Origin of the sequence: Rhizobium sp. AN5 (assembly GCF_900215255.1) — a bacterium.
GTDB classification, from domain to species: Bacteria; Pseudomonadota; Alphaproteobacteria; order Rhizobiales; family Rhizobiaceae; genus Agrobacterium; species Agrobacterium tumefaciens.
This window is the reverse complement of record NZ_OCMJ01000002.1, coordinates 51,488-77,960: the sequence shown is the minus strand read 5'-3', so window position 1 is coordinate 77,960 and position 26,473 is coordinate 51,488. Positions and strand designations below refer to the sequence as shown.

Here is a 26,473-nt window from a genome sequence, read left to right as displayed (position 1 = left end):
GATGCGGGCCGACCGGTTCCGCATCTCAATGTCTCCTTCGGGCCGACAGGAGACGCTCTGCCGCAAGAAGAATTGCCGTCGGCTTTTCCGTCATCCCCGTTGCTCGGTTTCTTGCTATTTTTCGCTGAGTGTGTGTTGAACCTTACATCCTGCGCTCGGTACTCTTAAGTGAGCTGGAGAGCCCGGAAACGCGACTGGCCTCACGCTGCTGCAAGACGTGCCGGGATTCGGCCAGTATCTCGCGATACCTTTGGATCTTGGTTGCTTTCATCCTGAATAAGTCGTCGACTGATACCGTTGCCTGCTGCACCGGAAAAGCCACTTCGTTTTCCAGAAGGTCGAGCAAAAGGTTTCGCATCACTGCGTTTTCTTCTCGAAGTTTCGCGAGCTCAATAGCCTTCCCACTCGACTCAAATTTCCGTGCGATAGCTTTGTCAATATCGTGTTCGACAAGCAGAATCTTGGTGGCATAATACCGGCAAGCAAAGAATGCTGTGACGAGCGCGCATAACGCGATGACAATGTAGATCATTTCGACCTCCAGGTTATCCTAAAAGTCGATATTCGGAAGTCGGATTTCAATACGCGATTCACTCGGCAAACCAAAATGGCTCCGCTTTGATGAGGAACCGGGCCGTAACCGTATCAAGTTCATCGTGATTGAAACGGTGATTGTCAGACGCTTCAATCTTACATACTTTGGCGTCTTGTTACCTTAACAGGTACTTCGCCTTTCTCACGGGGTATGCGAGAGGCTCACCATTTTCCAGGATGAAACCCATACGGTACATGCATCTGCGCATTTCGGGAGAGCCATATGCACCTCCATAAATACCGACGGGGTGGTATGATGGGTAAGATTCAAAACTGCATCTGTCGAGTGCTGAACGATAGGCGATCTCACGTACGTAGTCACCCGTCACCGGAACCGTACCGTAAAGATGCCATTGAGTACGTGCTTCCGCGACTGCTGCCGTGAAGGTAACGCCCAGAATCACGCTTAGAGCCAGCTTGAGTTTCATGACACGCCTCCAAATGAACAATTATGACGAGCAACGGAGATTTCGTCCGGTTTGTTCCCTCGCTCAGACGCAGTTGCGCAATTGTGGTCTCTTCGCCCCCACGGTCGGAGTACATGCCACTTTCTTTTCCCCTTTGGGTCAACTTCGGGAGTGACGTCAGCTTTGGGCCTCCGTACCGGCTATTCAGATCAGTCCCGCCATCTCCTGAAATAAGACGTAAGCAAAAAGTCGTGGCGTCGTTCTTGTCAGGGACAGTCTAGCAAAATTTGGCAACACTACATTGTTGCCGATTCTCTACATTTCCAACGAGCGCCAAGCAAAAACCCCGCCGGGGATGGCGGGGCCGATAACGCCGTTTAGATGCAGGATTTAAGCGACAGCGAGTGCTTTCTCGATATCCTGTACAGAATGGCCAGTCAGATCTTTATCCAGTTCTCCAATAAGAACTTCCGACAACGACTTATGGTAGCCCTTGCGCATCTCACCCAGTGTGCGCGGTGCCGCGATAATCACCAGACTTTTAATCTTGCCCTCAAGCACCTGCTTGTTCAGCATATCCGTAACACCTGCACCAAACCCGTCTTCGTCTTGCTGGCTATCGTCGGGATTAGCCGAGCTACTGGAATGTCGGGCGCCGGAAGAGATCTTCGAGCTGTCGATCGCCGGATCTGGCAACGCTGTCAGATTGACAGTCGCCGCATCTCCGTCGTTCCGAAAAAGGCTAAGCTTTTCGCCATCGGCAACGGCAACGACCGTGTTCTGCGGAAGGTTCATGTTGATCTCCTTGGTGAGCAGCTCGAGCCCAGATGACCGACCCTGCTTGTTTCTGTCAGAGAATAACCTCGCTACAGACCATCCGTTCCGCAGTCTGCCCGACAAAACTACAGGATTGGCGTATCGCCGTGATCAGTCACCCCAGCCAAATGCTTGATGGCCTGCCTCGCGCCATCGCTGTGGCAGAGGGTCAGTCGAGGCTGCTGTACCAGGCACAGACCCCTGGAACGAACTCGGCAGTATGCCTCGGCAGCGAAAATCTTCCGCGACAATGCTGGTGAGCGGTACGGCACATGCCGACCCTTTAATCTAAAACGGCGTCCACATTAAATACTGTATAAAACATGCTTGGTAAAATCACGCATTTCCGGTCGCCGCGGCACCACCAAGCGCGGCAAAAACCTGCGGGGAAAACTCAAACTGTCGAGCCGTTCCTCGTCCCATTGAGTTTCTTCCCAGCGTTTCCGTAAGGATGCCCCGCCGGACCAAGAGTTCAATGGTTTCGATCACCCCACCACGCGTCATTCCGGTAATATCAATCACATTTGAAAGCGTTAACTTCTGATGCGCCTGGTGCATCAGATAGAGAATATTCATCATGCCGATCTGTTTGATGCGCGACTGCGCCGATTCACCATCGATCGGCTTCTCCAGGATTTCACGCACCGCAAATACGGACAAGGCCTGACTCTGCCATCTTTCACTTAAATTGCTTGCCATCGTTTTAACTATCTATTATCTTCATAGTCAAATAGTTGAGACGAGTCGCCGTTCAGTTGAGGCGGACATTTAGGAAGACGGAGGGTAGGGGGCATGAACGGCCTTTTCTTTCGAATGATCATAGCAGCGTCAGGGTTCGTTTCACTCTATACCATTTCGGAGCGAAGCGCTCGTGCCGACGAATGGGGGTGCCAGGTTATCCTGTGCTTATCCAATCCCGGCGGTCCGACCCAGTATGGGGAATGCAGGCCGCCCGTCGAGAAGCTTTGGAGGTGGTTGGCAAAAGGGCGTTCGTTTCCAACTTGCGCGGGCGTGGGTTTTCAGACCTCTCGCCCTTTTTACGAACCATATTACTGCAACGCCGGCTACCGCTTATCTGCTGGCTACGGTCCCAGGGGACGTGACGCGACGTGCATTTCCACGTCACTGCAAGCCGTGAGCGACAGCTTTTGCCGGCGAGATCGAGACGGTGGCGATCCGAACAAAGGCTCTGTCACGTCACCGAGGTGGCAAAGGGTAGACGGGCGATACCAATGCCTGGCCAATACCGTGGCGCGACCCCTGGTCCGCGAGAAACCTCGATACGTCGATGTGACGATTGAGGGCGTCGGCACGCAGAGGGTGTGGTTCTGACATGCCCGTTGTCTTCTCAGATCTTGCGCAGACCTGCGCACCCTTCGTTGCATCGGAGGCACTTGCGGGTGTGGTCAGCCCCGAAAGCCGGTTCGCTCCGTTCACCATCAGGATCAACAGCCGTGCACCGCTCGGGCGGCAACCTGCGACCAAGGCCGATGTAATCGAAGTCGCCGCATCCTCGGAGGCAACATGCCATGACATACACATTGGTCCCGACGGGGTCGGGCCGGAAGAACTGCGCAGATTGAACCTCTCGATACCAGCCGCTTTCGCTCGCTGCCTTAACCTGAAAGCTCCAGCGACGCCATCCGACGGCTATTGCTGCCTCTCGGTGAAGGTGGGTGCTGACAGTCCCAGGGCCGAGCAGGTGCTGCAATCCTGCTATGGACGTGACGATCCGTCGGTCGGGGGCGTGGTCAACTATGGCGATCAGGTTCGCCGCGAAATCGAACGGCTCGGACCGACAGTGGCTCGATTTACAATGGGCGACACGGGAAAAGGGTTGCAGACAAACGTGTCGGCGAATTCTTCCCAAGCAGACGTCGTTGCCGAAGTGGTGGCGGAAAACACTCCGGGGGAAGCACACGCGATCTCGGCGGCGTCCGCGTGGGACGTCTTCAAGACCCGAAGCCGTTCATCCGTCCTGGTGTTTCAAGACAATCAATTGGAATTGGAGCAGAGTGAATGATAATCAGTTCCCGGATCAGACCCGTCGTCGCTTCGTCCGTCATGGCTGCCGCCATTGTAGTGACGATGGTTGAGCCCGCCTTCGCGCAAGCCGCTGGCATCGAAACCGTCCTGCAGAACATCGTCGACATGTTGACGGGAAACATTGCCAAGCTTCTCGCTGTGATTGCGGTCATCGTCATCTGCATCGCCTGGATGTTTGGTTATATGGACCTGAGGCGAGCGGGCTTCTGGATCATCGGAATTGGCGGCATCTTTGGCGCCACCGAACTCGTCAACACCATCGTCGGAGCCTGAAGATGGTGGGCGGACAAACGGTTCTCGAAGAAGACACACTCTTCATCGCGTGTACGCGTCCCGCGATGATTGCCGGTGTCACGATGGAGGCGATGGGCTTCAACATCATGGTCACGACGATCCTCTACATCGTCGCCGGATCTATCGCCTACGCGTTCGTCGGCATCGTTTTCCATCTCATCTTCAAAGCGCTCGTCAAGCACGATCACAACATGTTCCGCATCCTGCTCGCCTGGGTCGAGACACGCGGCCGTTCACGCAACGGTGCCTATTGGGGCGGGGCAACACTTTCCCCTCTGAGACTGACACGCCGCTTCGACGAAAGGGATATTGGAATTGCCTGACATCGCCACCCTTAGATCACGCGAACTCACGCCAGAGGCTTTTATCCCCTACGTGCGGCACATCGACGAGACGACAATCGCGCTCGAGTCCCGGACACTCATGGTCATGGTCGCGCTCGCAGGCGTATCGTTCGAAACTGCTGATCTGCTCGACATCAACGCGCTCCATCGCGACCTCAACACGCTCTATCGAAATATTGCCGATGAGCGGCTCGCGATCTGGACCCATCTCATTCGGCGCAGGGATAGCGACTATCCGGGCGGAACGTTCGCAACGCCATTCTCCGCCTCGCTCAACAAGAAATACCGGGAACGCATGGCGCGCGAGCACCTTTTCCGCAACGATCTCTATCTGACCGTCCTTTGGTCGCCAGCGCGTGGCCCTGCAGACAAGGCGGGGAAGCTGCTGTCGTACCTTCGACGGTCAAAACGACTCGATATGGAGCTGGATGAAGAGGCTCTGAAACAGCTGAAGGACAAAGTCGTCAACGTAGTGGCGGGCTTGAGGCGCTTTGAGCCACGGGTCCTTTCTCTTTACGAACAGGAAGGCATGCTCTTCTCTGAACCGAGCGAGGTGCTGCACCAGCTCGTCGGCGGGAGGCGTGAGCGTGTGCCGCTTACCGAAGGTCGCGTCGCCTCGGCAATTTACTCTGATCGCGTAATCATAGGTCGGGAAACGATCGAGATCCGGCATGAGGCAGAAAGCCGCTTTGCCGGCATGCTGAGCTTTAAGGAATATCCAGCCCGCACCAGGACAGGCATGCTGGACGGAGTTCTAAACAGTCCGTTTGAGCTCATTCTCTCACAGTCGTTCTGCTTTGTGTCGAAGGCGGACGCTCGCGTCATCATGGGGCGTAAGCAAAACCAGTTGGTGAGCAGCGGCGACAAGGCGGCTTCGCAAATCGATGAACTTGACGATGCGATGGACGACCTGGAGTCCAACCGCTTCGTGATCGGCGAGCATCACCTGACACTCTCCGTCTTTGCGACCTCGTTAAAGGAATTAACCGACAATCTGGCAAAGGTTCGCGCAAGCCTGACCAATGGCGGGGCTGTCGTTGCGCGCGAGGATCTTGGTCTCGAAGCGGCATGGTGGGCGCAACTTCCGGGCAATTTTCGTTACCGCGCGCGCTCAGGCGCGATCAGCTCGAAGAATTTCGCAGCATTGTCACCGTTCCATTCCTATCCGATCGGACAGAAGGACGGCAATGAGTGGGGACCCGCCGTCGCCCTGCTCAAGACCGCTTCAGGCTCGCCCTACTACTTTAATCTCCATTATGGCGATCTGGGCAACACCTTCATGTGCGGTCCGTCGGGAGCGGGCAAAACCGTGATTGTCAATTTCATGCTGTCACAGCTCGAGAAACACGACCCGCACGTGGTGTTCTTCGACAAGGATCGCGGCGCGGACCTTTATGTTCGCGCCGCCGGAGGCACCTACCTGCCGCTGAAGAACGGGGTCCCCACCGGCTGCGCTCCCCTGAAGGTCCTCAACCTGACGCCGGAGAACAAGGTGTTCCTGGCGCGCTGGATCGGCAAGCTTGTGGGTTCAGGGGCGCGGGAACTGACTGTCACCGAACTTCGCGACATCTCCGGCGCGATCGACGGCCTAGCCGACCTGCCCGCTGAGCGACGGACAATAGGGGCGCTGCGGGCTTTCCTCAACAATACGGATCCGGAAGGTATCGCGGCGAGGCTCCGCCGGTGGGAGGAGGGAGGGCCGCTCGGCTGGGTCTTCGACAATGTCATCGAAGATATCGGATTTGGGGATTTCGGCGGATCAGGGAAGTTCATCGGCTACGACATGACCGACTTCCTCGACAACGAGGAAATTCGCACACCGCTGATGGCCTATCTCTTCCATCGCGTCGAGCAGATGATCGATGGCCGCCGGATCATCATCGTCATCGACGAATTCTGGAAGGCGCTACAGGACGAGGGGTTCCGCGATCTTGCGCAAAACAAGCTGAAGACCATCCGCAAACAAAATGGGTTGATGCTGTTTGCCACGCAAAGCCCACGCGATGCGCTGAACTCGCCAATCGCGCACACGATCATCGAGCAATGCCCGACACAGATCTTCCTGCCCAACTCGCGCGGCAACCATGCCGACTATGTCGATGGATTCAAGCTCACCGAGCGCGAATACGAATTGATAGCGCGCGAGCTTTCCGTTGAAAGCCGGAGGTTCGTGTTGAAGCAAGGACACAACAGCGTCGTTGCCGAGCTCGATCTCAACGGTTTTGATGACGAGCTCGCCATCCTCTCCGGCCGGACCGCCAATGTCGAACTTCTCGACGCGATCCGCGCGGAGGTTGGAGACGACGTCGAGAACTGGCTTCCCATTTTCCAACAGCGAAGGAGTGCTAGCTGATGACTTCCTATCGACTTCATGGCGTACTGCTCAGCGCGGTGCTCATGCTTGCTGCTGAAGGCGCGTCAGGGCAGGGGATTCCTGTCAACGATCAGGCTGCGATTGCCAAGCAGATCGAGAGCATCGCGCAGCTCAAGTCGCAACTCGACGCGCTCAATGAGCAGATCGGCCAGGCTCGGCAGCTTTATGGCTCGCTCAACAAGCTGACCGATATGGCGGATGTCGCCGAGGTTCTCAACGATCCGGCGATCCGCAAGGCGCTTCCCTCCGACTTCGCTGCCATCGAGGGATTGCTCAAAGGCAACGGCACCGGCGTGTTCGGTGATTCCGCCTCAAGGTTTCTGGAAGGTAACTCGACCTACCGCACTGACGCCGATGATTTCTACGCTCAGGAATTGTCCCGGCTTCAGAACAAGAATGCCGGGCAAATGAGCCTTGGTGAGCAAATCTACGATGCCGCGACAAAGCGCATCGACGGGATTGATCAGCTGCGAGGAAAGATTTCCACGGCTGGCGACGCCAAAGAGATTGCCGACCTGCAGGCTCGGCTGCAGGCCGAACAGGCATTTCTTCAGACCGACGTCCTGCGGATGGAGGGGCTGAGGATGGTGCAGCAGGCGCAGAACCAGGTCGACGAACAGCGCAAGGCGGAGGACTGGCGCCAACGGATGGACAATATGAAGGCGGCGCTGCAGTGAAGTGCACCCTCATCGTCCTTTCCCTGGTGCTCTTGTCGGCTTGTTCGCAAGAGGCGGAGCGAACTCACACGGTGGACGAGTTCGTCGCCGACACCGAATTGCTGTCCCGTACGATTACCGAGTGCCGCAACAACCCGGGTGCATTGCGGCAGACGACCAATTGCCAGAACGCGGAAGCGGCCGAGGTTAAGCTCCGGCTCCAGAACATGCGCAAGGCATTGGGAGGCTGACCAAATGTACCAGGTGTTTGAGTTTATCGACGGTCAGTTCAAGCGGCCGTTGGAGATTTTCGTCTCGGATGGGACGTCGAACATAGCAGAATGGGTCGCTGGTCCGTTGACGGTGGCAGTGACCCTCTACGTCGTCCTCTACGGCTATCTCATCCTTCGGGGCTCGGTCCAGGAACCTATCCTTGACTTCGCCTTCCGCGCGATGAAGCTCGCGATCATAGTGATGCTGGTGAAGAACGCTGGCGAATATCAGACCTATGTCACAAACATCTTCTTCGATGTTTTGCCACGCGAGATCGCTCAGGCGCTGAATGCAGGTACGGCGCCGAGTGCCAGCACCTTTGACGGTCTGCTCGACAAGGGCCAGGCCTCGGCGACCGATATCTGGACCAGGGCTTCCTGGCCGATTGACATCGTCACAGGTGTGGGCGGCATCATGGTGATCGGCGTCAGCTTTCTGGTGGCGGGGATCGGTTATGTTGTTTCCCTTTATGCACGGTTGGCGCTGGCGATCGTCCTGGCGATCGGGCCGATTTTCATTGCGCTTGCCATGTTTCAATCGACGCGCCGTTTTACCGAGTCCTGGATCGGGCAGCTCGCAAACTTCGTGATCCTTCAGGTCCTTGTCGTTGCCGTCGGTTCGCTTTTAATCTCCTGTCTGGACTCGACCTTCACCGCAATCGACAGCTACAGCGACGTCCTTATGCGCCCTATTGCCTTTTGTGCCATCGGGATAGCTGCCCTGTACATATTCTACCAGCTACCTGGCATTGCATCGGCGCTGGCGTCTGGCGGCGCCTCGCTGGTCTATGGTTACACGACTGCACGCGATGCGCATGAAGGCATGCTGGCCAGAGCAGCCTCCCACACCGGCCGGATGATCGGTCGCGGTGCTCGGTTTGCCCGCCGCGCCTTCGGATCAAGAAATGCCGGCGTATGACACCCATTCCAGAACATTAGATAAAGGCCTGCTGAATGATTAAGCCTGCCCTGTTACTCGCCTTCTCAGCCACGCTTGTCGGCTGCGCTTCGATGACCTACCCATTGCCGAACTGCGACGGCTATTCGCGCCGCCCATTGAACCGCTCGATGTGGGACTGGGAGGGCGGCAGCAAGCTGAAACAGCAGCAATCCAACACGAGTTCGTCCACGTCCCTCACACCTTTCGTAGAAGAGGCCAGCGAGACTTCCGCTTTTGCGCATCTGGACATCGACGGTTCCTATCGCCGCTGTGAGGGATGAAACATGGTGACTACAGATAATCTCAAGAGCTACTTCGACAAAGCACGTCGTTTCGACCAGGACCGGATGATCCAGGTCGAGCGATCGAACAGGATTGCCTGGTCGATTGCCATAGTTTCAGGCATTGTCGCCGCTGTAGCCGTCTTCGCGGTCGCGTGTCTCACACCCCTCAAGACGGTTGAACCCTTTGTGGTGCGCGTCGACAATTCGACCGGCATTGTCGACGTCGTGTCAGCGCTGACATCGACGGCTGGCACCTACGATGAGGCGGTGACGAAATATTTCGCTGCAAAATATGTCCGGGCCCGCGAGGGTTACGTCTGGAGTGAAGCACAGGAAAATTTCCGCACCATCGCCCTCTTGTCGACGCAAGCGGAGCAAACGCGTTTCGCGGCCCTCTACCGTGGCAGCAACCCGCAATCGCCCCAGAATACTTATGGTCGCGGGGCTACAGCAAGGATCGATATCGCTTCAATCTCCCTCATCAATCAGAATGTCGTTTCCGTACGCTACATGCGAACCATCACGCGTGGCGAGGAAGTACGAACGACCCATTGGGTTGCGTCGATCACCTATTCCTACGCGAACGCTCCGATGTCCTCGACGGACCGGCTCGTAAACCCGCTCGGTTTCGTCGTCAGCGAGTATCGCGCTGATCCGGAGGAGGTGAGATGATGCGCATCCCTCGAATTCCTGCACTCATCGTGACCCTTACGATGTCGCCGGCGTTTGCGCTTGAGATACCCCGAGGTGCCTCGCAAGACAGTCGTGTCCGGTTCGTGAACTACCAACCCTACAACATCACGCGGGTGGTCGGCACTCTGCGGTCATCCGTACAGGTCGAGTTCGCGGCGGACGAGGAAATCGCCCATGTCGCGCTCGGCAATAGCGTCGCCTGGGAAGTTGCGCCGGCCGGCAACATCCTGTTCCTGAAGCCACGCGAGAGCCAGCCGGTGACGAATATTTCCGTGGTTACGACGCGCAGGGATGGCTCGACCCGCAGCTACCAGATGGAACTGACGGCGCGCGATGGCTCCGTGGAGGCTGGTCAAAACACCTACTTCTACGTGAAGTACAGGTATCCAGGCGATGACGCCGAGCTTCGCCGCGAGCAGGAAGCGTCGAGGGCTCTCGCGGCCCAGGCGAAGGACGCCGACAATGTGCTGGCGCTTCACGAAGCCTATGGCCCTCGAAACTGGCGCTATTCTTCTCAGGGATCGCAGGCACTGGAGCCGCAAAGCGTCTACGACAACGGCAAGATTACAACGTTCGCCTTTGTGGGTAACCAGGAAATGCCCGCGATCTATATGGAGAACTCCGACGGCTCCGAAAGCCTTGTTCCGAAGTCGGTCGATGGAGATCTGGTGATGGTGCACGCGATCAGCCGCAAGTTCATCTTGCGTCGGGGCAAGGATGTGCTCTGCGTCTTCAACGAAGCCTACGACCGCGTCGGTATCAATCCTGACACCAACACAACGTCTCCTTCGGTGGAGCGCGTCGTGAAGCGCGACGTTACCGGGCGATAGGGAAGGGAACAGTCATGGCTCAGGAAGACGAGGATCGCATCCCCGGAGAGCGTGCCGAAACCGTCACCAGTCGTCAGATCGACAACAGCCCTCTCTTGAAACGCGGCGCTGTTGCCATTGCGATCATCGCGTTTGTCAGCTTCGCGCTTTGGTCGACGACGGGAAAGAAGGGAAGGGATGAAAATCTTCAGCCCGAACGGATCATTATTCGTCAGACGACCCCCTTCGAGGCCGCAAAAGAGAAAGTTGAACCGTACCAGGCGCTCCCTGAAGTAAAATTGCCAACGCCTGTCGTCGAACCGGTCATTGAAGAGCAGGATAAGCTGCTCGATTCCGCCCGCCGCGCGCCCGTGATGGCCTTCAGTGGAGGGCAGAGGAATCGGAAAGAGCTGAGGGAAAGCGACAGCTCTTATCCTTCCGACAACAGCAATTTCGTGCCGCTCGACAACAATATGTCTGTTCAGAACCAGCAAAACAATGAGCAGCAGAGTTTCGATGGCCTGCTGCGGCCAACGCGGCTTGAAGGCTCAAGGGCCGGTACACTCGGAAACCGCAATTTCATCGTCGCGATGGGAACGACCATTCCCTGCGTTCTTGAAACCGCGTTAGCATCCGACCAGCCGGGATTTACCACTTGTGTGATCAACCGCGATGTTCTCTCTGACAATGGCAGGGTGGTCTTGATGGAAAAGGGCACGCAGGTAGTCGGCGAATATCGTGGAGGGCTTCAACGCGGGCAAAAGCGCCTGTTCATTCTCTGGAATCGCGCGAAAACGCCGAAGGGCGTCATCGTCACTCTCGCATCACCAGCAACCGACGCACTTGGTCGTGCCGGTGTCGACGGCCATGTCGACACCCATTGGTGGGAGCGGTTCGGCAGCGCTCTTCTGCTTTCCATTGTCGGGGACGCGACGAACTATGCAAGCAGTCGGCTGCAGGACAGCGATGTCGACGCGCAAAAAACAACGAGTGCCAGTCAACAGGCGGCCGCCATCGCGGTCGAGCAGTCCATCAATATCCCGCCGACACTCAATAAGCACCAAGGTGAACCGGTTTCGATCTTTGTCGCTCGCGATCTCGACTTTTCCGGCATCTACGGTCTTAGGGTGACCGAACCCAGAAACCGCGTTTTCGATCGTGCGGTCCTGGGGGATTTCGCGCCACGATCGACGCTCCTAACGAAATAGGGCGCGAAATGGCAGAGAGGCAGGACTCGGCTGTCGTCAGCGAGCTGATGAAACCGTTTTCGACATTCCTTCAGGACAAGTCTCTCCTAGAGGTGATCGTCAATCGGCCCGGGCAGGTCTTGACGGAAGGTCCTGGTGGGTGGCGGACCTATGAAATGCCGGAACTGACCTTCGAAAAGCTCATGCGTCTCGCCCGGGCAGTCGCAAGTTTTTCGCATCAGTCGATTGATGAGACGCGTCCAATATTGTCGGCGACGCTACCCGGGAACGAACGAATCCAGATCGTCATCCCCCCGGCGACCATCAATGACACTGTCAGCATGACAATCCGCAAGCCTTCCTCGGTCGACTTCAGTCTTGATGATCTGGAGGAAAAGGGATTTTTCCAGACAGCGTGCGCAGCGACCAGTACCTCCTCCTCCGCGCAGGATGAGGAACTGTGTGAAACATATCGTGCCGGCCGTTTTAAGGATTTCCTGCGGCAGGCCGTCATCGCTCGAAAAAACATCATCATTTCTGGCGCCACAGGTTCGGCGAAAACGACACTTTCCAAAGCATTGATCAAGCATATTCCCGAAAACGAGAGGGTCATTTCAATCGAGGACACTCCCGAGCTCGTTATCTCACAACCGAACCACGTGCGCTTGTTCTACTCGAAAGGACGGCAGGGGCTTTCGCGTGCCGGACCGAAAGAGCTTCTCGAATCCTGTCTTCGTATGCGGCCGGATAGGATTCTGCTTCAGGAGCTTCGCGATGGGACGGCCTTTTATTATATCCGGAACGTGAATTCGGGCCATCCTGGCTCAATAACCACGGTCCATGCGAACTCGGCCGAATTGGCTTTTGAGCAACTGGTCCTGCTCGTTAAGGAGTCGCAGGGCGGCGCAGGCCTGGACCGGGCCGACATCGTGGCTTTTTTGAAGGCGAGTATCGATATCGTTGCTCAGTGCAGGCGACACAAAGGAAACTTTCGGCTGTCTGAGGTGTATTTCAGGAGTGAGTGTAGAGCCACGGAATAGCAAACTGAGCGACTCACGGAGTTCCGAGGTGCGGATTGTGGTCCTGATGTTTCTTGTTGGGTGTGTCTCCGTAAAGAGCGCCGAAAGCAGCACGGTAACCGTGTAAGTCGATAAGCGTAGTACACCTTAAGGCAACTCTGACGTATGCCTGCAAGATCCTCGTTGTCACTCATCCATGGAGTGTCGATCACAGATCAGGCGACAGCGGACAATATGCGGTCGGACAACCGCTTACAATACATCAAGAAAACAGTCTAAAGCGGCGAGGAATCTTGACTGGCCAGCCAGTCCAATCCAGTGAAGCCATCCATAACGTTACCAGCTTCATGCGCCGGGGCGAATTTATCGCCCGCTTGGCGCAGCAGCCGGAGACACAGGCGGCTGCTCGCGGAAAATCGCTTCCAAAGTAGCTAAAATACGCCGCACGGCATCGGAATGGCTGAAATAGTAGATCACCTGCGCTTCACGGCGGGTTTGTACGACGTTTGCATTGCGCAGCTTGGCGAGGTGTTGCGACAAGGCTGATTGGCTGAGGCCAACCCGGTGTGCCAGCTCACCAACCGGAATTTCGGCGTCAACGAGAATCCGCAGTATTGCGAGCCTTTTCGGGTTTTCCATCGCCGCTAAAAGCTTGGAGGCCGAAATAATTGATTGCTCATCCAGACATCTCTGTATCAAATCCGTATCCAAACCAATTTATGTCGCGGACGTTTAGGCCATAATCCTTGGCTAAGCCATTCGACGTGAACCTTTTTTAGAGGTTTAGAGCCGCGACCGGTAAGGCGCCAATGTTTATAATTAAGAATAGTCGAAAACTCTCACTCTCAAAAGGCGCGTGAAGCCGATGAGCCACCTGTAAAGTGCAGGTGTGTTTCTGAGGTGCAATTTTTTTGCGACTATTGCCAGCGTGCCGGACAAATGTCCTCTGAACCGTTCACTAGACATTGAGAACGTCTTCCGCAACGCAGAGGCTGATTGCAAGCATGACTGATTACGACCGAAATGGAGCAATACCCTCGGTTGATTCCCAGATCTAAATGATGCCGCACCGTTGGTTATTATAGGGACATATGATGCCATTTCAGGTGATTTGAGTTGGTACCTAATGCGCTTTTTATCACGTCAACCTGTGTTGGGATGTGCGGGAAATGTCGGACGGGCTGTACAAAAAGCTCAAGATCTCGTCGAGAGATATTGGGGAAGTCGAAGAGTATCTGAGTGAGGCGTATGCTCCCGTCGCTGTCATGCCACTGGGCTCACACGACAACTACGGGGTCACCGGTCAACTGGCCGTAATCGATGAAGTATTCTTCGAATGGTCGGCGACCATAGGTTCGTATCGCGTTACTCCCATTGCGATGTTCGACGCTGTTCTGTTTAATTTCGCGAGCAAGGGAGCGACCGAATATGACTTCCGGGGTGAAAGGCTATCGATTGCGGCTAATCAGGTCATTGGCTACCGGCACGCCGATAGCGTGGATGTCCTTGATGGTAGCGAACATTCAACAGTCGTTATCTCAGACGCTCTATTATCAAGACGCATGTCGATATTGCTCGATCGGCCTGTGGTTCAGCCGATCGAATTTAGCAAACGCGCTCTGGATCATGGCAAACTCGAAGGGCTTCCGGCTCTTGTTCAAATGCTGAACGGTTCACCGTTACAAGGAATTGCCAGGTCATTGAATAAGCAGTCTCCGAGTATGGGTAATCTGATCGTTGACAGTTTTCTTCTAAACTATCCGAACAACTACACGCAAAAACTTGAGGCGCCTGTGCCCGTCATTGCTCCACGACAAGTCCGTCGAGCGATTGATTATATCCATGCGCACCCAGCGGCTAGAAGCTCTCCTGAACTCTTGGCGGGCCTGAGCGGGGTCAGTGTTCGTTCTTTGCAATATTCCTTTTTGAACTGCGTGGGACAAACAATAAGTGAGTATCAGCTTGCTCTGCGCCTTCAAAAAGCTCGCGACGAGATCGATCGGAATAAGGATCGGTCCGTAAAGGAGATTTCTCAGGCGTGGGGATTTGCAACCCAAAGTGCCTTCACCCAGAGCTTCAAAAAAGCATTTGGGGTCAGCCCATCTCAACACCGGAAGGGCGAACTTTAGGCGCTGGATCGTCCATGGCATTTATCCGCCTCGTTTTTCGGCGTGGCAATGGCGTTGCAGGATGTGTGACATCAGTCAAGCATAACCATCTGAGCCGCCACCTGCTCCTCGAACAACTTCGAGAAAGAGGTGATGGGTGCCGAAACGATTGCGCTTCTAGTAGCTCATTCAGATATTCAGGTGATGTTCATTCACGTTGAAACGCAAGGCGGTATGCATGGATCGAAGCTTGCCGGGTCATCCAGGGACAGATGGCCAACCAAGGGAGTGGAAGATGAAGCTCTCTGGCATCGATTGGGATCGCAATAGTCGCGATTACTCGCGACGTTTGAATTGTGACCTCGTCAATCGGTGGATGCGGACGGTCGCCGTCAATTTGTAAACGGGTTCTCGTATCATCCGGAATGAGGGTCTTAAGAGGCGTTGACCGTTAAGTCGGCCATCACCTCAAGGACGGTCAACTTGTGTGAATGCCCGTCACGGCCCTTCCACTCGATCTGCTGTCCGGGAGAAAGACCAAGAAGAGCAGCTCCAATCGGGGTCAGCACGCTGACCATTGAGCGTTCGATGTCGGCGAGGCCGGGGTAACAAAGAGTTACCGTCCTTCTGGCTCCGCCTTCCGTCAGGTAGGATACCGTCGATCCGACCGCCACTGCGTCTGCGGGGAACTGGTCATCCTCTACGACATCAGCACGCTCAAGTTCGATAAGCAACTTCTCGGCATCGTCGAGGTCGCGCCCCGGTGCCGCCAGTGCAAGAGCGGTCAGACGAGCGTGGTCAGTCTGCCGGACGATGATGGACGGCTTTGTGTAATCAGTGGTGTTCATTTCATATGCCTCGTACCGCGGCCGAATAGCTGCGTTTTAAAAAGACTGCTTGTGGAGGGTGAGGTCGCGCAATCCCGCAGGATCAAAGCCCGGGTTCAGACGCGCGACAGCAGTCTACGTCCCGGGCTAGTATCCTTCGACGGGATACTCTCGGCAGAGGCGAAATTTATGTGAATTGCCAATTTTCAACATGGTGCCCTAATCATGGCATGCCTGAGGGGGAAGTCAAGAAGCGCTCCGTGAGACGCTGCCCGGCGCTTTTGATCTCGGCAAGTGCCCTTGACTTCATGGCACCTTCCATAAATGCTAGGTTGATGTTGAACGAGAGCAAAAGACGCGCAGTGAGCGCTTTCAGGGTCTGCCCCATCGCAGGATCGTAACCGGGTCCGGCCACTGTCGCCTGCCGGATCCAGAGTGGCTACGTCAACACGTTCGCCTTACCATCTGCGGCAAGTCTCTCTTCAAACAAGTCAACGCCCTTCCTCTAGCGATGGGGTTGTTGCGCAGGTCACAATAAACATGTCTTCACTCAGCCAAACCATGCCCATAATCGGGGCAACAGACTTTCACACACTTAGCCGCCTGACGCTCGTGGCCCTGACCAATGATTTCGACGTCGGCCCCGACTTGAGTGAGAAGCTGGAAAACTCCTGGGTCTTGGCAGACGAACAGGTCTCGCTCGACACGGTCTGCCTAGGATCAACTGTCTCGTATGATGTAGAGGGGCAGCAACGCCAGGTTACCCTTGTTCTCCCGAATGAAGTGCTGGCAGACGCGGGCCGCTTGTCTGTATTGACGCCTGTTGGCGTGGCGCTCTTGGGCCTTAAGCCCGGGCAGCGCGGGGAGTGGAATTCTCGCGATGGACACAGAAATCAATTGACTGTCGTCCGGGTCGGCCGTGCCGGTTTACGACGAGCAGCCGCGGAAGCCTTCAGCCACCTCTGAACGCGATGATATCGACGCAAGAAAGGTCTGCAGGACCGGATGTCTGCGCTTGCTTGCGCACGTTCCTCCGCCCTTTGAACGCACCAACAACATCTGTTTCGTATGGTGCTTCAGATGTTTGGCCAACAAAAGTGGACCAAGGCTTCCCTTATCGCGGCAGCACAAGCTGTCCGGAGCAATCATGGAAAAAGACACACATTTTACTGGAATGCGGGGGCGGGCAGGTTTTGCGCAGGGACTTGGCTGGATGGCGCTGAGCATGGCGTCCTTCATAAGCATGGCTGTCGGGTCTCGCGAGCTCGCATCGACCTTGTCGATCAGACAGGTGCTGTTTTTCCGGGCTCTCGTCGGTCTCGGCGTAATTTTGCTGGTGGGACGGTCACTCCTGCCGCAGATCCTTCAGAAGAAACTGTTTCCAAGGCATCTCGCCCGAAACGTCGTTCACTTCACCGCCCAGTATTTCTGGACCATTGGCGTGGTCTCTCTCCCACTGGCCTCGGTCTTTGCACTCGAATTTACGATGCCGATCTGGGTCGCATTTTTCGCCTGGCTTTTTCTCAAGGAGCAGCTAACCGGGCCTCGGCTTCTCGCAACCCTTGGCGGTTTCATCGGTGTTCTGGTGATAGTGCGTCCAGGATTCGGCGTCATTGATCCGGCTGCTGGTTTAGTGCTGCTGGCGGCCGCCGGCTATGGGCTTTCCTTAATTCTCGTCAAGCAGCTCACGAAAGAATGCTCACCAGCAATCATCGTGGTCTGGATGATCCTCATTCAACTGCCGCTGGGACTGCTGGCCGCGTTGACGGACTGGAGGGACGTTAGCCTGTCCGATATTCCGTGGATGATGGTTGCCGGCGTTGGTGCCTTGAGTGCGCATTACTGCCAGGCACAGGCGCTTAAGCGCCTCGATGCATCTGTCATCATGCCTATCGACTTTTTGCGTGTACCCATGGCTGCGGTCGTCGGGTTCTACGCTTACGGAGAAGGCGTAGACGCCTGGGTCGTCATCGGCGGATGCATAATCCTGCTGTCGAACTTCCAGGCGATGATGTCCGAGCGAGTGAGGTCAAAGAACCCCGATGTCTGACGAGCCAAGGCAGTCACCCTCGCCGGCAGTGATCAGGCTGCCTTGCCCATGCCGATCTTCCTTAAGCTATTAAAAAAACGGAGTATTTGATGGTTCACGTCGACGAAAAACTCGAACCCATTCTCAACGAAGTCTTGCGCCGAAACGCAGGAGAGTTCGAGTTCCACCAGGCCGTGCGCGAAGTCCTGGAGAGCCTTGGAAGAGTCATTGCTAAACATCCGCGTTATGCGGAAAACGCCCTTATCGAGCGGATTTGTGAACCGGAGAGGCAGATCATCTTTCGTGTGCCTTGGGTGGATGACAACGGTCAGGTCCAAATCAATCGCGGATTCCGCGTGCAGTTCAACTCTGCTTTGGGTCCCTATAAGGGCGGCATTCGGTTTCATCCCTCGGTCAACGTCGGTATCATCAAGTTCCTCGGATTCGAACAGACGTTCAAGAACGCCTTGACCGGTATGCCCATCGGTGGAGGGAAGGGCGGATCCGACTTCAATCCGCGCGGACGATGTGATGGCGAAATTATGCGCTTTTGTCAGTCGTTCATGACTGAGCTTCATAGACATATTGGCGAATATACCGATGTTCCCGCTGGCGACATCGGTGTCGGCGGTCGTGAGATTGGCTATATGTTTGGCCAGTACAAGAGGCTCACCAATCGATTTGAGGCGGGTGTCCTGACCGGGAAAGCCCTGTTCTATGGCGGTTCGCGCGCTCGCAAAGAAGCGACAGGTTATGGGGCGAGCTACTTTGTGCGCAGGATGCTGGCCTCCAAAGGAATGGACTTCTCAGAAAAGCGTGTATCGGTTTCTGGTTCGGGCAACGTTGCAATCTATACAATGGAAAAAGTAAGCGAGTTCGGCGGGAAGATCGTCGCTTGCTCCGATTCAAACGGTTATGTCGTTGATGAAAGCGGGATTGATTTCGCCCTGGTCAAGGAGATCAAGGAGGTCCGCCGAGGACGCATCTCGGAATACGTGAAGCTCAAGGGGTCGGATGCTTGCTTTGTCGAGGGAGGATCAATCTGGGATGTCCCCTGTGACGTGGCTATGCCCTGTGCAACGCAGAACGAACTGACTGGTAAAGACGCAAAGACGCTCGTCAGAAACAACGTCATCGCGGTGGGAGAAGGCGCAAATATGCCGTCGACTCCCGAGGCTGTAAGGTTGTTTCAGGCGGCGGGCGTCATGTTCGCGCCTGGCAAGGCCGCTAATGCAGGAGGGGTCGCCACGTCTGCTTTGGAAATGCAACAGAACGTTTCCCGTGACAGCTGGACGTTTGAGCAAACGGAGGCGCGCCTCGCAGACATCATGAGTGCGATCCATGATGTCTGCGCGGAAACCGCCGAGGAATATGGCGCGCCGGGCGATTACGTCCTTGGTGCAAACATCGCCGGATTTGTTCGGGTCGCGGAAGCTATGGACGCGTTAGGGGTCATCTAGGCGATCACGAGCGGCGGCCCAGCTCGACTCATGCTGTCCGGGAGGAACGCATCGGTGATGATTATTGGACCTCAAGCCAGACCGGAGCCGCTGCGCCTCAAAGCAGGAGCGTCACCCGATCGCACGCGTGCGATCGGGTCGTTCGCCAATTCCGTCGCTCCACTGGTCTTTGTTCTCTTTGTTGAGAACAAGGCGTTTTTCAGAGGTTACCATCTTGTTTCCTGCCCTGCTTGCCAAGCCCAATTTTGGACTTGATCATGCTACTCTGGCTGACGTAGCCGCTATCCTATGTGAGGACGAGGCCTGCCTTGCACCGATTGCTAACGCGGCTAACGAGACGACAGGCGAGCCACGGTGGATTGCTCTGGCTTTAATACATGCACTCTGGCGGAAGGCTGGAGTCGCCCCTCAGGTGATGTCCTCCGTCCTTAAAGCCTGGCCGGAGATAGTGGCATCGCTCGAAGCGGTTATGTGTTTCCGGGCGAATGCGGCCGCCGAAGAGAGCGATCCATTCATGTTCTATCAACCTGTCGCCGCCCACTCGATCCCCGTTGCTGGTCTCGATGAGTACATTGATCTGGTTGAGAACCGCTTCATTATTTGGAGGCGTCCCAGCATCGATCGGAAATCTCTGGGGAAAGCATTGATCGCTGGACGCAGGTCGGACAATGATGCCGCTTATCTTGCCGCCTTAAGATCGCTACAAGATCGACCGACATACCAGAGCACCGGGCTTGGCTTTACCGATGGAAGCACGTTCTTCCACAACGAGTGGGGGCGCAACCTAGTTGAGCAGGCGCTCGAATCGTCAGTGCTGTGCAACGACCGGTCAGGTCTGTTGTTCGATAACAGCTACGTCTGCAAAACCTCCATCAATGTCTCGATCGTCGTCCGCGCGTTCAAGCGAAAAGCTCTGGGTCTGACAGTAAGGCTATAAAGTGACGCAGAGCTTGTTGCCGCTGAGTGGTTGTCACGAGGTTCGTTCACGTACGATTTGGCGCGAATGGTCCGACATCATTCCTATCGTGCGGCAAAAGGTCACCTTGCAGTCAACGCGATCCTTGCCCAGATAAGCATCATGAAAACGACCATGAAATCCCTATTTTTCAGGCTTATTGATCAGGCACGTTCCCTAACCCGGAGCTGGCAGCACTGAACCTTTAACGCCGCCATAGACCCAGCCGCTCCGGGAACCACGCAATTGAAAGTGCGGTTCGTAATGCGTCGCTCGCGCGACGTAGCCATGGAGCGTTTTAATGTCCCACCCTCGCCCCCTTCCAGTCTGCCCTGCCTGCAACCGTCAACTGCCGGGTGCCGCGGCCCGGTGCCCTTGGTGTGAAACCTCTGTTCCACTGAGAGCCGCACGCAAGCCTCATAGTTGCAAGCGCAACGAGTTCCGGCTGCCCTTTCGCTGGCTTGCGGAGACCGCAGGACAATGACACGCGCTACGACAGCAAGCCGGATCGTCTCGTCACCTGATGACAGAGGTCAGTTGCAGCAGGTCGGAGTACTTCCCTGGCGGATCGGGCGCGACGGCGAGCGCAAGGTGCTGCTTGTCACGGACCGTGAGCGCGAGCGCTGGATCGTGCCCAATGGCCCGCTCGTGAAAGCATGTCCGCCCCTCGTCATGGCCTCGCAACATGCGTTCAAGGTGGCAGGAATTATTGGCGACATGTCCCCGGCTCCGGTATTGACATACAGATACATCAAGACCCTCAACGATGGGCCTCAGCTTGTCTGCTGTGTCACGATATTCGGTATGAACGTGCGTGGCACTTTGACCCACTGGCGCGAAAAAGCGCACCGAAAAAGACGATGGTTTTCTCCACAAGCGGCGGCGGACAGGCTGAGTGATATCGCGCTTGCCGATTTTGTACGGAAACTCGATGCAGAGCCGGGGTGTCGGCATGCCCGCCGTCACTCTGGCCGCCTGATCCTGGGGTTGAACGAGCGGCAAGGTTCTGGTGTCTGACATGCCGACGATGGAGCTAACGGGTTTCGCGCTCACCATGCGTTACGTCTTTCCTATCCGAAGGGTTAGTGCCGGACGCTGATTGCCTGGCGCCAATAGTTGCGACCGCGACATTGGCGTCAGGTTTCTCGCAACCCGACACGAAAACTGCGGAGCAAATCTGGCCGCCTGTGCCATGGCATTGCCCGCATTCGGAAACAAGCAGTCATGACTTTCAGATATATTCACACCCTTCCTATCAGCGGCCCCAACAAGTTGCCTCGTTTCAGGCGGTGGGCTGCCGAAAATATTCCCGGCATTGCCGTCTCTCTGCCGCCCCAGGTACCGGTTAAGAGCGAAGCTCTAACGGTGCGATTGAAATCGGCTGAGGATCGCAACACGCTGATCGCGAAACTGGAGGGCGTCAGCCTCTAGTGATCTCGTGCCCCGCGGCGTACGGCTGATCCGGATCGAGCTGGTGGTGTTCTATGCCGCACGGTTCTTGTCGGTCGAGCTATGCCTTACGCCGCGGGGGCGTCGACTTTGAATAAGAACCGAACGGCGCATTAACCGGCGAAGAGTGCCGTGGCCTCGATCGCCCAGGGGCATCGAGGTATCTCCACAGATCCAGTCCCACAATCGTGATGACCCGGTGGTCAACAGCGCAGGTGGGACTGGATACTCAACCTCGCTCAAGTGGCCGGCCGCCATCGCCAAATAGCGCGATGGCAAACGTCGTTATAACCATCCGCGAGCCATGCCAGCCAGTTTGCGGTCACAAGGTCCGATCGGCTTTACCCAACACCTGTCGCAGCCCATCGATACTGAAAGGCTTGGATAATTGCTGCGCATCGGAAATACCCGAGGCTGTCTTGGCGTTGTCGTCACCGCTTGCGAAAACGATCCGCACGTTTGGCCAGCGTTCCCTTACATGCCTTGCAAGTTCGATCCCGGACATGCCGGGCAGACCGACATCTGTCAGCAACATGTCGATCCTGTTGGTCTCAAGGACGCTGAGGGCATCTTCCGCTGAGTTAGCCTCGTGCACCGTGTGACCAAGCTCCTCTACCATGTCGACCGTCGACATCAGGATAAGCGGCTCATCCTCAACGATAAGGACATGCGGTTTTGCAGACACCGTTGGGCGGCTATCAAGCGGCTCCTGCTCGGGTGCAGGCGCGGGCTCCTGGCGCTCCATCCGTTGCAAGGCAATCCTGTGTTGCTGCGCGTTGTTCAGGACGTGGCGGACTTTGCGGGCCAGTGCCTCGCGCGTGTAGGGTTTGGATAGCAACTCGACACCAGCGTCCAACCGGCCGCCGTGGACGATCGAATTTTCGGTGTAGCCTGAGGTAAATAACACGGCCATGCCAGGGAACTGAGCCTTGGCCTTCCTCGCAAGATCTGTGCTGCGCATCGGGCCCGGCATCACGACGTCCGTGAACAGCAGGTCTATCTGAACGCCACTGCTGACGACGGCGAATGCGGACTGTGCGTCTCTCGCTTGGAGGACGCGGTAACCAAGGTCCGTCAGCAGCGCCACCGATGTTTCCCTAACGCCGTCATCGTCTTCCACCACGAGAACAGTTTCAGTGCCACCCGTCACCGCAATGGCCTCTGGATCACTCAGGCTGTCTTCGACCTGCACCGTGCGCCGCATATAGAGTTTCATGGTCGTCCCATGCCCGACCTCGCTGTAGATTTTGAGGTGGCCGCCGGACTGCTTAAGAAAGCCGTAAACCATCGACAAACCGAGGCCGCTTCCCTTCCCGTCCGTTTTCGTGCTGAAGAACGGTTCCAGGACATGTTCGATGATATCTGGCGATATTCCTGACCCCGTATCGGTCACTGCAACGAGTACATATTGTCCGGGACGGACATCGTCGTGCGAACGGGCGTAATTGTCGTCGAGAACCGCATTTCCGGTCTCGATTGTCAATCGTCCGCGGCCTTCCATCGCGTCCCTCGAATTGATTGCCAGGTTAAGGATGGCGTTCTCCAGCTGACTCGGATCGATCAGCGTATTCCATAACCCGCCGGAGACAACGGTTTCGAGTTCTATCTCTTCGCCCAGTGCCCGGCGCAGCATATCGTCCATATTCTGGATGAGTTTTCGAACATTGACGACTTTGGGCTCGAGCGGCTGACGGCGGCCGAAGGCCAAAAGCTGCGATGCCAGCTTTGCGCCGCGGGCAACGCCGGCCAAGGCATTTTGCAGGCGTTGTTCTGCCCGCCTGTTGCCGTCGATATCTTTGGAGAGAAGCTGCAGGTTGCCGCTCACGACCTGGAGAAGATTGTTGAAGTCATGCGCCACGCCACCTGTGAGGTTACCCAGCGCTTCCATCTTTTGCGCCTGCCTCAACGCGATCTGTGCGGTTTCGCGCTCGACAGTTTCTTTCTCTAGCTTCAGAAGCGCAGTTCTCAGTTCAATAGTGCGCTGCTCGACTTTTTCCTCAAGGGTGTGGTTAAGGCTCTGAAGCTGATCCTCAGCACGCTTTTGGTCCGTAACATCGAAGCCATCAACGAAAATCCCGGTCACTGATCCGTTAAGATCAAAAATTGGCTGGTAGATCAAATGTACGAAGCGCTGATCCGGCTGCTCCTTGCCATCCCGTTCAAGGAAAACAGGCACATAACGACCTATATACGGCGTGCCCGATCGAAAAACACCGTCGAGCAATTCGAAGAAGCCTTGCCCGGCAATCTCAGGCAGCGCCTCTCTGACGCTGAGGCCAAGGAGCTCGCGATGCCCGACAAGTTGATTATAGGCATCGTTGACCAGCTCGAACGTGTGTTCAGGCCCGCTGAGGATGCACATGAAACTTGGGGCTTGCTGGAACAGGGCGCGCATCCGATCTCGCTCCGCGGTCCGAAGTTCCACTTCTGAGGAGAGTTGACGATTGAGCTGCTCGAGTGCCAACGCTGCTTTTTCCCGGATCTCAGCAGCCTCCGCAAGCGCCGCTGCCCGTCGACGTTCTGTTTCGAACGCTTCGGCGCTCGCCAAGCGCGAGGTGATCTGGCCGGCAATCAATTTAAGGAAATCCAGGTAATCGTCGCTGACCGCCCGATGCGGATTGAGCCCGGTGATCATTACCCCCTTGGGTTGGTCGCTGGCTTGTCCGACCAAAGGAATGACCGCAGCCTGAGATGGCGCTCTTTGCCAGGGCCCCGACGGGATGACGTCTGTGGCCGACAACTGTATCAGATCCATGGCCTGTTCTTGCCAGGCGCGTTCAAGGTTCCAGATACCCACACCACGGTTTATTGTTACAGGCAATAAAGTGTCGTCTTCAGCTGTGCCGCAAACCCACCGGCGCATCGCATTGCCGTTCTCGTCAAAAACGTAAAGTGCGCAGAAGGGAAGATCCTGAGGGTTGTCGTTAAGCGCTTTGCGTGAAGCGTTGAAGACTTCGACCTCGGTGTCGGCCACGGCAAGGCCAGACGCCAGGGTGCGCATGGTTGCCAGGCGGCGTTCACTGATGACCCGCTCGGTTTCTTCCGTGACCGCGCAGAAGACGCCCTCGACCTTGCCATTGTCTCCGATCAGCGGACTGTAAGAGAAGGTATGATACGTTTCTTCCGGATACCCGTCGCGTTCGAGAAGCAAGAGCAGCGCGCGGTCCCAGGTTGCCTCTCCGCTTGAATAAACGGTTTCCAAGCGCCCTTTGATATCATTCCAGATTTCAGACCATAATATCTTTGTCGGCACAGCAAGCGCGTTGGGGTGCTTATTTCCCAAGGTCGGCCTATAGGCATCGTTATAGAAAAAGGCGATGTCTGGACCCCAGCCAAGCCACATTTCAAATTTTGAGGTGAGCAACAGCCGAATTGCGACCTTCAGCGCTTCGGGCCACTCGTCCGGACAACCAAGTGTACTATCCGCCCAGTCATGGCGCCGCATCATCTGCGCCATCTCTCCATCGCCAACAAATATGTCCCGATACCGGTCCGAAATTAATGCCATTCCACTTCCATCCCAATAAAGCACATCCTACGTAGAACATTGATAACGCTTCGCTGGCCAGCTAGTTCTAGATCGATACCAGCTTTTGTATGGGGTGGGAGACATTTGAAATTGAGCAAAGGCACATCACAACCTGAATGGAGTACAGCCGAGCTCAGGCGTGCTATCCAGTCGGCTGGGGTCGCGCTCTCGGCCTGGATCGTCGATGACGACACGTTTGTGATGGATGCCAAGGCTTACGAACTCTGGGACATTTGTGGCGAGGTAGACCTCACTTTTGAGCACCTTTCCGCCAAGGTGCATCCCGCCGACCGAGACCGCGTCAGGGCGGCGTTCGTCGCAACCCGCGCCATCGACGGCCCGTTTGAAATTGATTTCCGCATTCTCACGAACGCCTCCGACGTTCGTTGGATTTCCGCTCGGGGCCAGGGCAACGAGGGAGACGCTGCAACCGAAAAAATGACAGGCATCTTTCTTGACGTCACGGGCCGCAAGCAGGCGGAGGAAGGGCATGAACTCCTTGCCGGCGAGATGAGCCATCGCGTCAAGAATATTCTGGCTCTGGCCTCTGGATTAACAAATATCACCTCGCGGACGACCGAGACAAAAGAGGAAATGGCAAAGCAGTTGACTGAGCGACTGACGGCCCTCGGCAGGGCCCACGAACTGGTGCGCCCGCTCCCCGATGGCCAGGGGAGATCGGCATTGCTCGGTGACCTCTTTGCTGTGCTGCTTGCCCCTTACGACGACGTCGGAGCTTTTGCAGGTCGCATCCGCGTTGCTGTGCCGCGGATGGGATTAGGAGAAAAGGCCGCAACCAGCCTGGCACTCGTGATACACGAGTTGGCAACGAATTCGCTCAAATATGGTGCCTTGTCGAATAATGCGGGATTGCTCGACATATCCGGTTCTGTAATCGAAGACGAGGTCGAGATCGTCTGGAGCGAACACGGAGGCGACCCTGCCCAGTCGCCCAGATCGTCAGACGGTTACGGCAGTAAGATGTTGCACAGGACAGTCTCTGGACAACTCGGTGGATCAATCGACTATAACTGGGGAGAGGGCGGCGTCGTTGTAACGCTAAGGATGAAAGAAAGCCATCTTTCTGGATAAATGATCGGGGACCGAGAGTTGGCCCTCAAGCACCCGGCGTGCCGAGACAAAAGCCGAAGTCCCGACCACCGACAGGCTGGGCGCCCTTGCGGGGAAGCATCGACGCGCGCTCCACCAAAACTGATGGAGCCTCACCGTTCTGCGGGACTGAATATGGGCAATCAGAGTGTCGCACGGTTGCGTAGTGACAACATGGACATCGGTATCCCTGTGTCTTTCGGCCATTTAAGTGGTGATGACGGCCATTCTCCTCAAGGCAGAGTTTGTCCAATAGCCTATCTCGGTGTCT

28 protein-coding genes are annotated in these 26,473 nt (G+C 56.1%); 21 read left to right on the top strand and 7 right to left on the bottom strand.

Going from position 1 to position 26,473, the window contains the following annotated elements; genetic code table 11:
- Positions 1-142 precede the first annotated feature (142 nt).
- The 4 genes from CRP02_RS01180 to CRP02_RS01165 form a co-directional block, all read right to left on the bottom strand.
- Positions 143-532, bottom strand: a complete 390-nt coding sequence (locus CRP02_RS01180) for a hypothetical protein (RefSeq protein WP_179783902.1) — start codon at positions 530-532, stop codon at positions 143-145.
- A 178-nt stretch (positions 533-710) separates the two neighbouring features.
- Positions 711-1,022, bottom strand: a complete 312-nt coding sequence (locus CRP02_RS01175) for a hypothetical protein (protein ID WP_162632335.1) — start codon at positions 1,020-1,022, stop codon at positions 711-713.
- 369 nt (positions 1,023-1,391) lie between these two features.
- Entirely contained in the window at positions 1,392-1,796 is a 405-nt protein-coding gene (locus tag CRP02_RS01170; RefSeq protein WP_076846144.1) for a host attachment family protein, read from the bottom strand.
- A 357-nt stretch (positions 1,797-2,153) separates the two neighbouring features.
- Positions 2,154-2,516 (bottom strand): transcriptional regulator, encoded by a 363-nt coding sequence (locus tag CRP02_RS01165; RefSeq protein WP_013637404.1) that lies wholly within the window; start codon positions 2,514-2,516, stop codon positions 2,154-2,156.
- Between the two features lie 93 nt (positions 2,517-2,609).
- On the opposite strand from CRP02_RS01165, the gene CRP02_RS27765 reads away from it, so the two are divergent.
- The 13 genes from CRP02_RS27765 to virB11 are packed head-to-tail and all read left to right on the top strand — an operon-like array spanning position 2,610 to position 12,756.
- On the top strand, positions 2,610-3,149 hold the full coding sequence (locus CRP02_RS27765; protein WP_097169951.1) for a hypothetical protein: 540 nt from the start codon (positions 2,610-2,612) through the stop codon (positions 3,147-3,149).
- Position 3,150: 1 nt separating this feature from the next.
- Positions 3,151-3,840 carry a type IV secretion system protein VirB1 gene (locus CRP02_RS01155; RefSeq protein ID WP_097169950.1) on the top strand — a complete coding sequence of 230 codons (690 nt, stop codon included), beginning with the start codon at positions 3,151-3,153 and terminating at the stop codon, positions 3,838-3,840.
- The gene (locus tag CRP02_RS01150; RefSeq protein ID WP_013637407.1) at positions 3,837-4,136 is read left to right on the top strand and encodes a TrbC/VirB2 family protein; all 300 of its coding nucleotides are present in this window, start codon (positions 3,837-3,839) and stop codon (positions 4,134-4,136) included. The genes CRP02_RS01155 and CRP02_RS01150 overlap by 4 nt, the downstream gene beginning before the upstream one ends.
- Before the next feature lie 2 nt (positions 4,137-4,138).
- Positions 4,139-4,480 carry a type IV secretion system protein VirB3 gene (locus CRP02_RS01145; RefSeq protein WP_013637408.1) on the top strand — a complete coding sequence of 114 codons (342 nt, stop codon included), beginning with the start codon at positions 4,139-4,141 and terminating at the stop codon, positions 4,478-4,480.
- Positions 4,473-6,854 carry a VirB4 family type IV secretion/conjugal transfer ATPase gene (locus tag CRP02_RS01140; RefSeq protein WP_097170257.1) on the top strand — a complete coding sequence of 794 codons (2,382 nt, stop codon included), beginning with the start codon at positions 4,473-4,475 and terminating at the stop codon, positions 6,852-6,854. Before CRP02_RS01145 ends, CRP02_RS01140 begins: the two co-directional genes overlap by 8 nt.
- Positions 6,854-7,552, top strand: coding sequence for a P-type DNA transfer protein VirB5 (gene virB5 / locus CRP02_RS01135; protein ID WP_025591466.1), 699 nt, complete (start codon positions 6,854-6,856; stop codon positions 7,550-7,552). The genes CRP02_RS01140 and virB5 overlap by 1 nt, the downstream gene beginning before the upstream one ends.
- Positions 7,549-7,782, top strand: coding sequence for an EexN family lipoprotein (locus tag CRP02_RS01130; RefSeq protein ID WP_097169949.1), 234 nt, complete (start codon positions 7,549-7,551; stop codon positions 7,780-7,782). The genes virB5 and CRP02_RS01130 overlap by 4 nt, the downstream gene beginning before the upstream one ends.
- Before the next feature lie 4 nt (positions 7,783-7,786).
- Entirely contained in the window at positions 7,787-8,722 is a 936-nt protein-coding gene (locus tag CRP02_RS01125) for a type IV secretion system protein (RefSeq protein ID WP_097169948.1), read from the top strand.
- Positions 8,723-8,757: 35 nt separating this feature from the next.
- Positions 8,758-9,024: a hypothetical protein gene (locus CRP02_RS01120; protein WP_003517250.1), complete on the top strand. Its 267-nt coding sequence runs from the start codon at positions 8,758-8,760 to the stop codon at positions 9,022-9,024.
- 3 nt (positions 9,025-9,027) lie between these two features.
- Positions 9,028-9,699, top strand: a complete 672-nt coding sequence (locus CRP02_RS01115; protein WP_003517248.1) for a virB8 family protein — start codon at positions 9,028-9,030, stop codon at positions 9,697-9,699.
- Positions 9,696-10,550 carry a P-type conjugative transfer protein VirB9 gene (virB9, locus tag CRP02_RS01110; RefSeq protein WP_414896226.1) on the top strand — a complete coding sequence of 285 codons (855 nt, stop codon included), beginning with the start codon at positions 9,696-9,698 and terminating at the stop codon, positions 10,548-10,550. Before CRP02_RS01115 ends, virB9 begins: the two co-directional genes overlap by 4 nt.
- 14 nt (positions 10,551-10,564) lie before the next feature.
- On the top strand, positions 10,565-11,737 hold the full coding sequence (gene virB10 / locus CRP02_RS01105; protein WP_097169947.1) for a type IV secretion system protein VirB10: 1,173 nt from the start codon (positions 10,565-10,567) through the stop codon (positions 11,735-11,737).
- A gap of 8 nt (positions 11,738-11,745) precedes the next feature.
- Positions 11,746-12,756, top strand: a complete 1,011-nt coding sequence (virB11, locus tag CRP02_RS01100; RefSeq protein ID WP_013637416.1) for a P-type DNA transfer ATPase VirB11 — start codon at positions 11,746-11,748, stop codon at positions 12,754-12,756.
- A gap of 342 nt (positions 12,757-13,098) precedes the next feature.
- Here the strand turns inward: virB11 and CRP02_RS01095 are convergent, their stop codons facing one another.
- The gene (locus tag CRP02_RS01095; RefSeq protein ID WP_025591476.1) at positions 13,099-13,419 is read right to left on the bottom strand and encodes an ArsR/SmtB family transcription factor; all 321 of its coding nucleotides are present in this window, start codon (positions 13,417-13,419) and stop codon (positions 13,099-13,101) included.
- Between the two features lie 485 nt (positions 13,420-13,904).
- On the opposite strand from CRP02_RS01095, the gene CRP02_RS01090 reads away from it, so the two are divergent.
- Positions 13,905-14,864, top strand: a complete 960-nt coding sequence (locus CRP02_RS01090) for an AraC family transcriptional regulator (RefSeq protein WP_013637417.1) — start codon at positions 13,905-13,907, stop codon at positions 14,862-14,864.
- Positions 14,865-15,277: 413 nt separating this feature from the next.
- Here the strand turns inward: CRP02_RS01090 and rnk are convergent, their stop codons facing one another.
- The gene (gene rnk / locus CRP02_RS01085; protein ID WP_003517236.1) at positions 15,278-15,691 is read right to left on the bottom strand and encodes a nucleoside diphosphate kinase regulator; all 414 of its coding nucleotides are present in this window, start codon (positions 15,689-15,691) and stop codon (positions 15,278-15,280) included.
- A gap of 519 nt (positions 15,692-16,210) precedes the next feature.
- On the opposite strand from rnk, the gene CRP02_RS01080 reads away from it, so the two are divergent.
- The 6 genes from CRP02_RS01080 (at position 16,211) to CRP02_RS01050 (ending at position 21,545) form a co-directional block, all read left to right on the top strand.
- Positions 16,211-16,636: a GreA/GreB family elongation factor gene (locus tag CRP02_RS01080; protein ID WP_026330856.1), complete on the top strand. Its 426-nt coding sequence runs from the start codon at positions 16,211-16,213 to the stop codon at positions 16,634-16,636.
- 181 nt (positions 16,637-16,817) lie between these two features.
- The gene (locus CRP02_RS01075) at positions 16,818-17,720 is read left to right on the top strand and encodes a DMT family transporter (protein WP_236735657.1); all 903 of its coding nucleotides are present in this window, start codon (positions 16,818-16,820) and stop codon (positions 17,718-17,720) included.
- An 89-nt stretch (positions 17,721-17,809) separates the two neighbouring features.
- A complete protein-coding gene (gene gdhA / locus CRP02_RS01070) occupies positions 17,810-19,159 on the top strand; it encodes an NADP-specific glutamate dehydrogenase (protein ID WP_097169946.1) in 1,350 nt (449 codons plus the stop codon).
- Positions 19,160-19,607: 448 nt separating this feature from the next.
- Entirely contained in the window at positions 19,608-20,096 is a 489-nt protein-coding gene (locus CRP02_RS01065; protein WP_323455293.1) for a hypothetical protein, read from the top strand.
- A 498-nt stretch (positions 20,097-20,594) separates the two neighbouring features.
- Positions 20,595-21,131 (top strand): NUDIX hydrolase, encoded by a 537-nt coding sequence (locus CRP02_RS01055; RefSeq protein WP_082546278.1) that lies wholly within the window; start codon positions 20,595-20,597, stop codon positions 21,129-21,131.
- A gap of 207 nt (positions 21,132-21,338) precedes the next feature.
- Complete coding sequence (locus tag CRP02_RS01050; RefSeq protein WP_035200907.1) at positions 21,339-21,545, top strand: hypothetical protein; 207 nt, start codon at positions 21,339-21,341, stop codon at positions 21,543-21,545.
- 340 nt (positions 21,546-21,885) lie between these two features.
- Here CRP02_RS01050 and CRP02_RS01045 read toward each other — a convergent pair whose 3' ends face one another.
- Positions 21,886-25,020 (bottom strand): response regulator, encoded by a 3,135-nt coding sequence (locus CRP02_RS01045; protein WP_097169945.1) that lies wholly within the window; start codon positions 25,018-25,020, stop codon positions 21,886-21,888.
- Between the two features lie 156 nt (positions 25,021-25,176).
- Here CRP02_RS01045 and CRP02_RS01040 point away from each other — a divergent pair, with 156 nt between their 5' ends.
- Entirely contained in the window at positions 25,177-26,184 is a 1,008-nt protein-coding gene (locus tag CRP02_RS01040) for a sensor histidine kinase (protein ID WP_097169944.1), read from the top strand.
- Positions 26,185-26,473 lie beyond the last annotated feature (289 nt).

Coding starts and splice junctions, on each gene's coding strand:
- CRP02_RS01180 (WP_179783902.1), bottom strand. CDS start 532: ATGATCTACATTGTCATCGCGTTATGCGCGCTCGTCACAGCATTCTTT.
- CRP02_RS01175 (WP_162632335.1), bottom strand. CDS start 1,022: ATGAAACTCAAGCTGGCTCTAAGCGTGATTCTGGGCGTTACCTTCACG.
- CRP02_RS01170 (WP_076846144.1), bottom strand. CDS start 1,796: ATGAACCTTCCGCAGAACACGGTCGTTGCCGTTGCCGATGGCGAAAAG.
- CRP02_RS01165 (WP_013637404.1), bottom strand. CDS start 2,516: ATGGCAAGCAATTTAAGTGAAAGATGGCAGAGTCAGGCCTTGTCCGTA.
- CRP02_RS27765 (WP_097169951.1), top strand. CDS start 2,610: ATGAACGGCCTTTTCTTTCGAATGATCATAGCAGCGTCAGGGTTCGTT.
- CRP02_RS01155 (WP_097169950.1), top strand. CDS start 3,151: ATGCCCGTTGTCTTCTCAGATCTTGCGCAGACCTGCGCACCCTTCGTT.
- CRP02_RS01150 (WP_013637407.1), top strand. CDS start 3,837: ATGATAATCAGTTCCCGGATCAGACCCGTCGTCGCTTCGTCCGTCATG.
- CRP02_RS01145 (WP_013637408.1), top strand. CDS start 4,139: ATGGTGGGCGGACAAACGGTTCTCGAAGAAGACACACTCTTCATCGCG.
- virB5 (WP_025591466.1), top strand. CDS start 6,854: ATGACTTCCTATCGACTTCATGGCGTACTGCTCAGCGCGGTGCTCATG.
- CRP02_RS01125 (WP_097169948.1), top strand. CDS start 7,787: ATGTACCAGGTGTTTGAGTTTATCGACGGTCAGTTCAAGCGGCCGTTG.
- CRP02_RS01120 (WP_003517250.1), top strand. CDS start 8,758: ATGATTAAGCCTGCCCTGTTACTCGCCTTCTCAGCCACGCTTGTCGGC.
- CRP02_RS01115 (WP_003517248.1), top strand. CDS start 9,028: ATGGTGACTACAGATAATCTCAAGAGCTACTTCGACAAAGCACGTCGT.
- virB9 (WP_414896226.1), top strand. CDS start 9,696: ATGATGCGCATCCCTCGAATTCCTGCACTCATCGTGACCCTTACGATG.
- virB10 (WP_097169947.1), top strand. CDS start 10,565: ATGGCTCAGGAAGACGAGGATCGCATCCCCGGAGAGCGTGCCGAAACC.
- virB11 (WP_013637416.1), top strand. CDS start 11,746: ATGGCAGAGAGGCAGGACTCGGCTGTCGTCAGCGAGCTGATGAAACCG.
- CRP02_RS01090 (WP_013637417.1), top strand. CDS start 13,905: ATGTCGGACGGGCTGTACAAAAAGCTCAAGATCTCGTCGAGAGATATT.
- rnk (WP_003517236.1), bottom strand. CDS start 15,691: ATGAACACCACTGATTACACAAAGCCGTCCATCATCGTCCGGCAGACT.
- CRP02_RS01080 (WP_026330856.1), top strand. CDS start 16,211: ATGTCTTCACTCAGCCAAACCATGCCCATAATCGGGGCAACAGACTTT.
- CRP02_RS01075 (WP_236735657.1), top strand. CDS start 16,818: ATGGAAAAAGACACACATTTTACTGGAATGCGGGGGCGGGCAGGTTTT.
- gdhA (WP_097169946.1), top strand. CDS start 17,810: ATGGTTCACGTCGACGAAAAACTCGAACCCATTCTCAACGAAGTCTTG.
- CRP02_RS01055 (WP_082546278.1), top strand. CDS start 20,595: ATGACACGCGCTACGACAGCAAGCCGGATCGTCTCGTCACCTGATGAC.
- CRP02_RS01050 (WP_035200907.1), top strand. CDS start 21,339: ATGACTTTCAGATATATTCACACCCTTCCTATCAGCGGCCCCAACAAG.
- CRP02_RS01045 (WP_097169945.1), bottom strand. CDS start 25,020: ATGGCGCAGATGATGCGGCGCCATGACTGGGCGGATAGTACACTTGGT.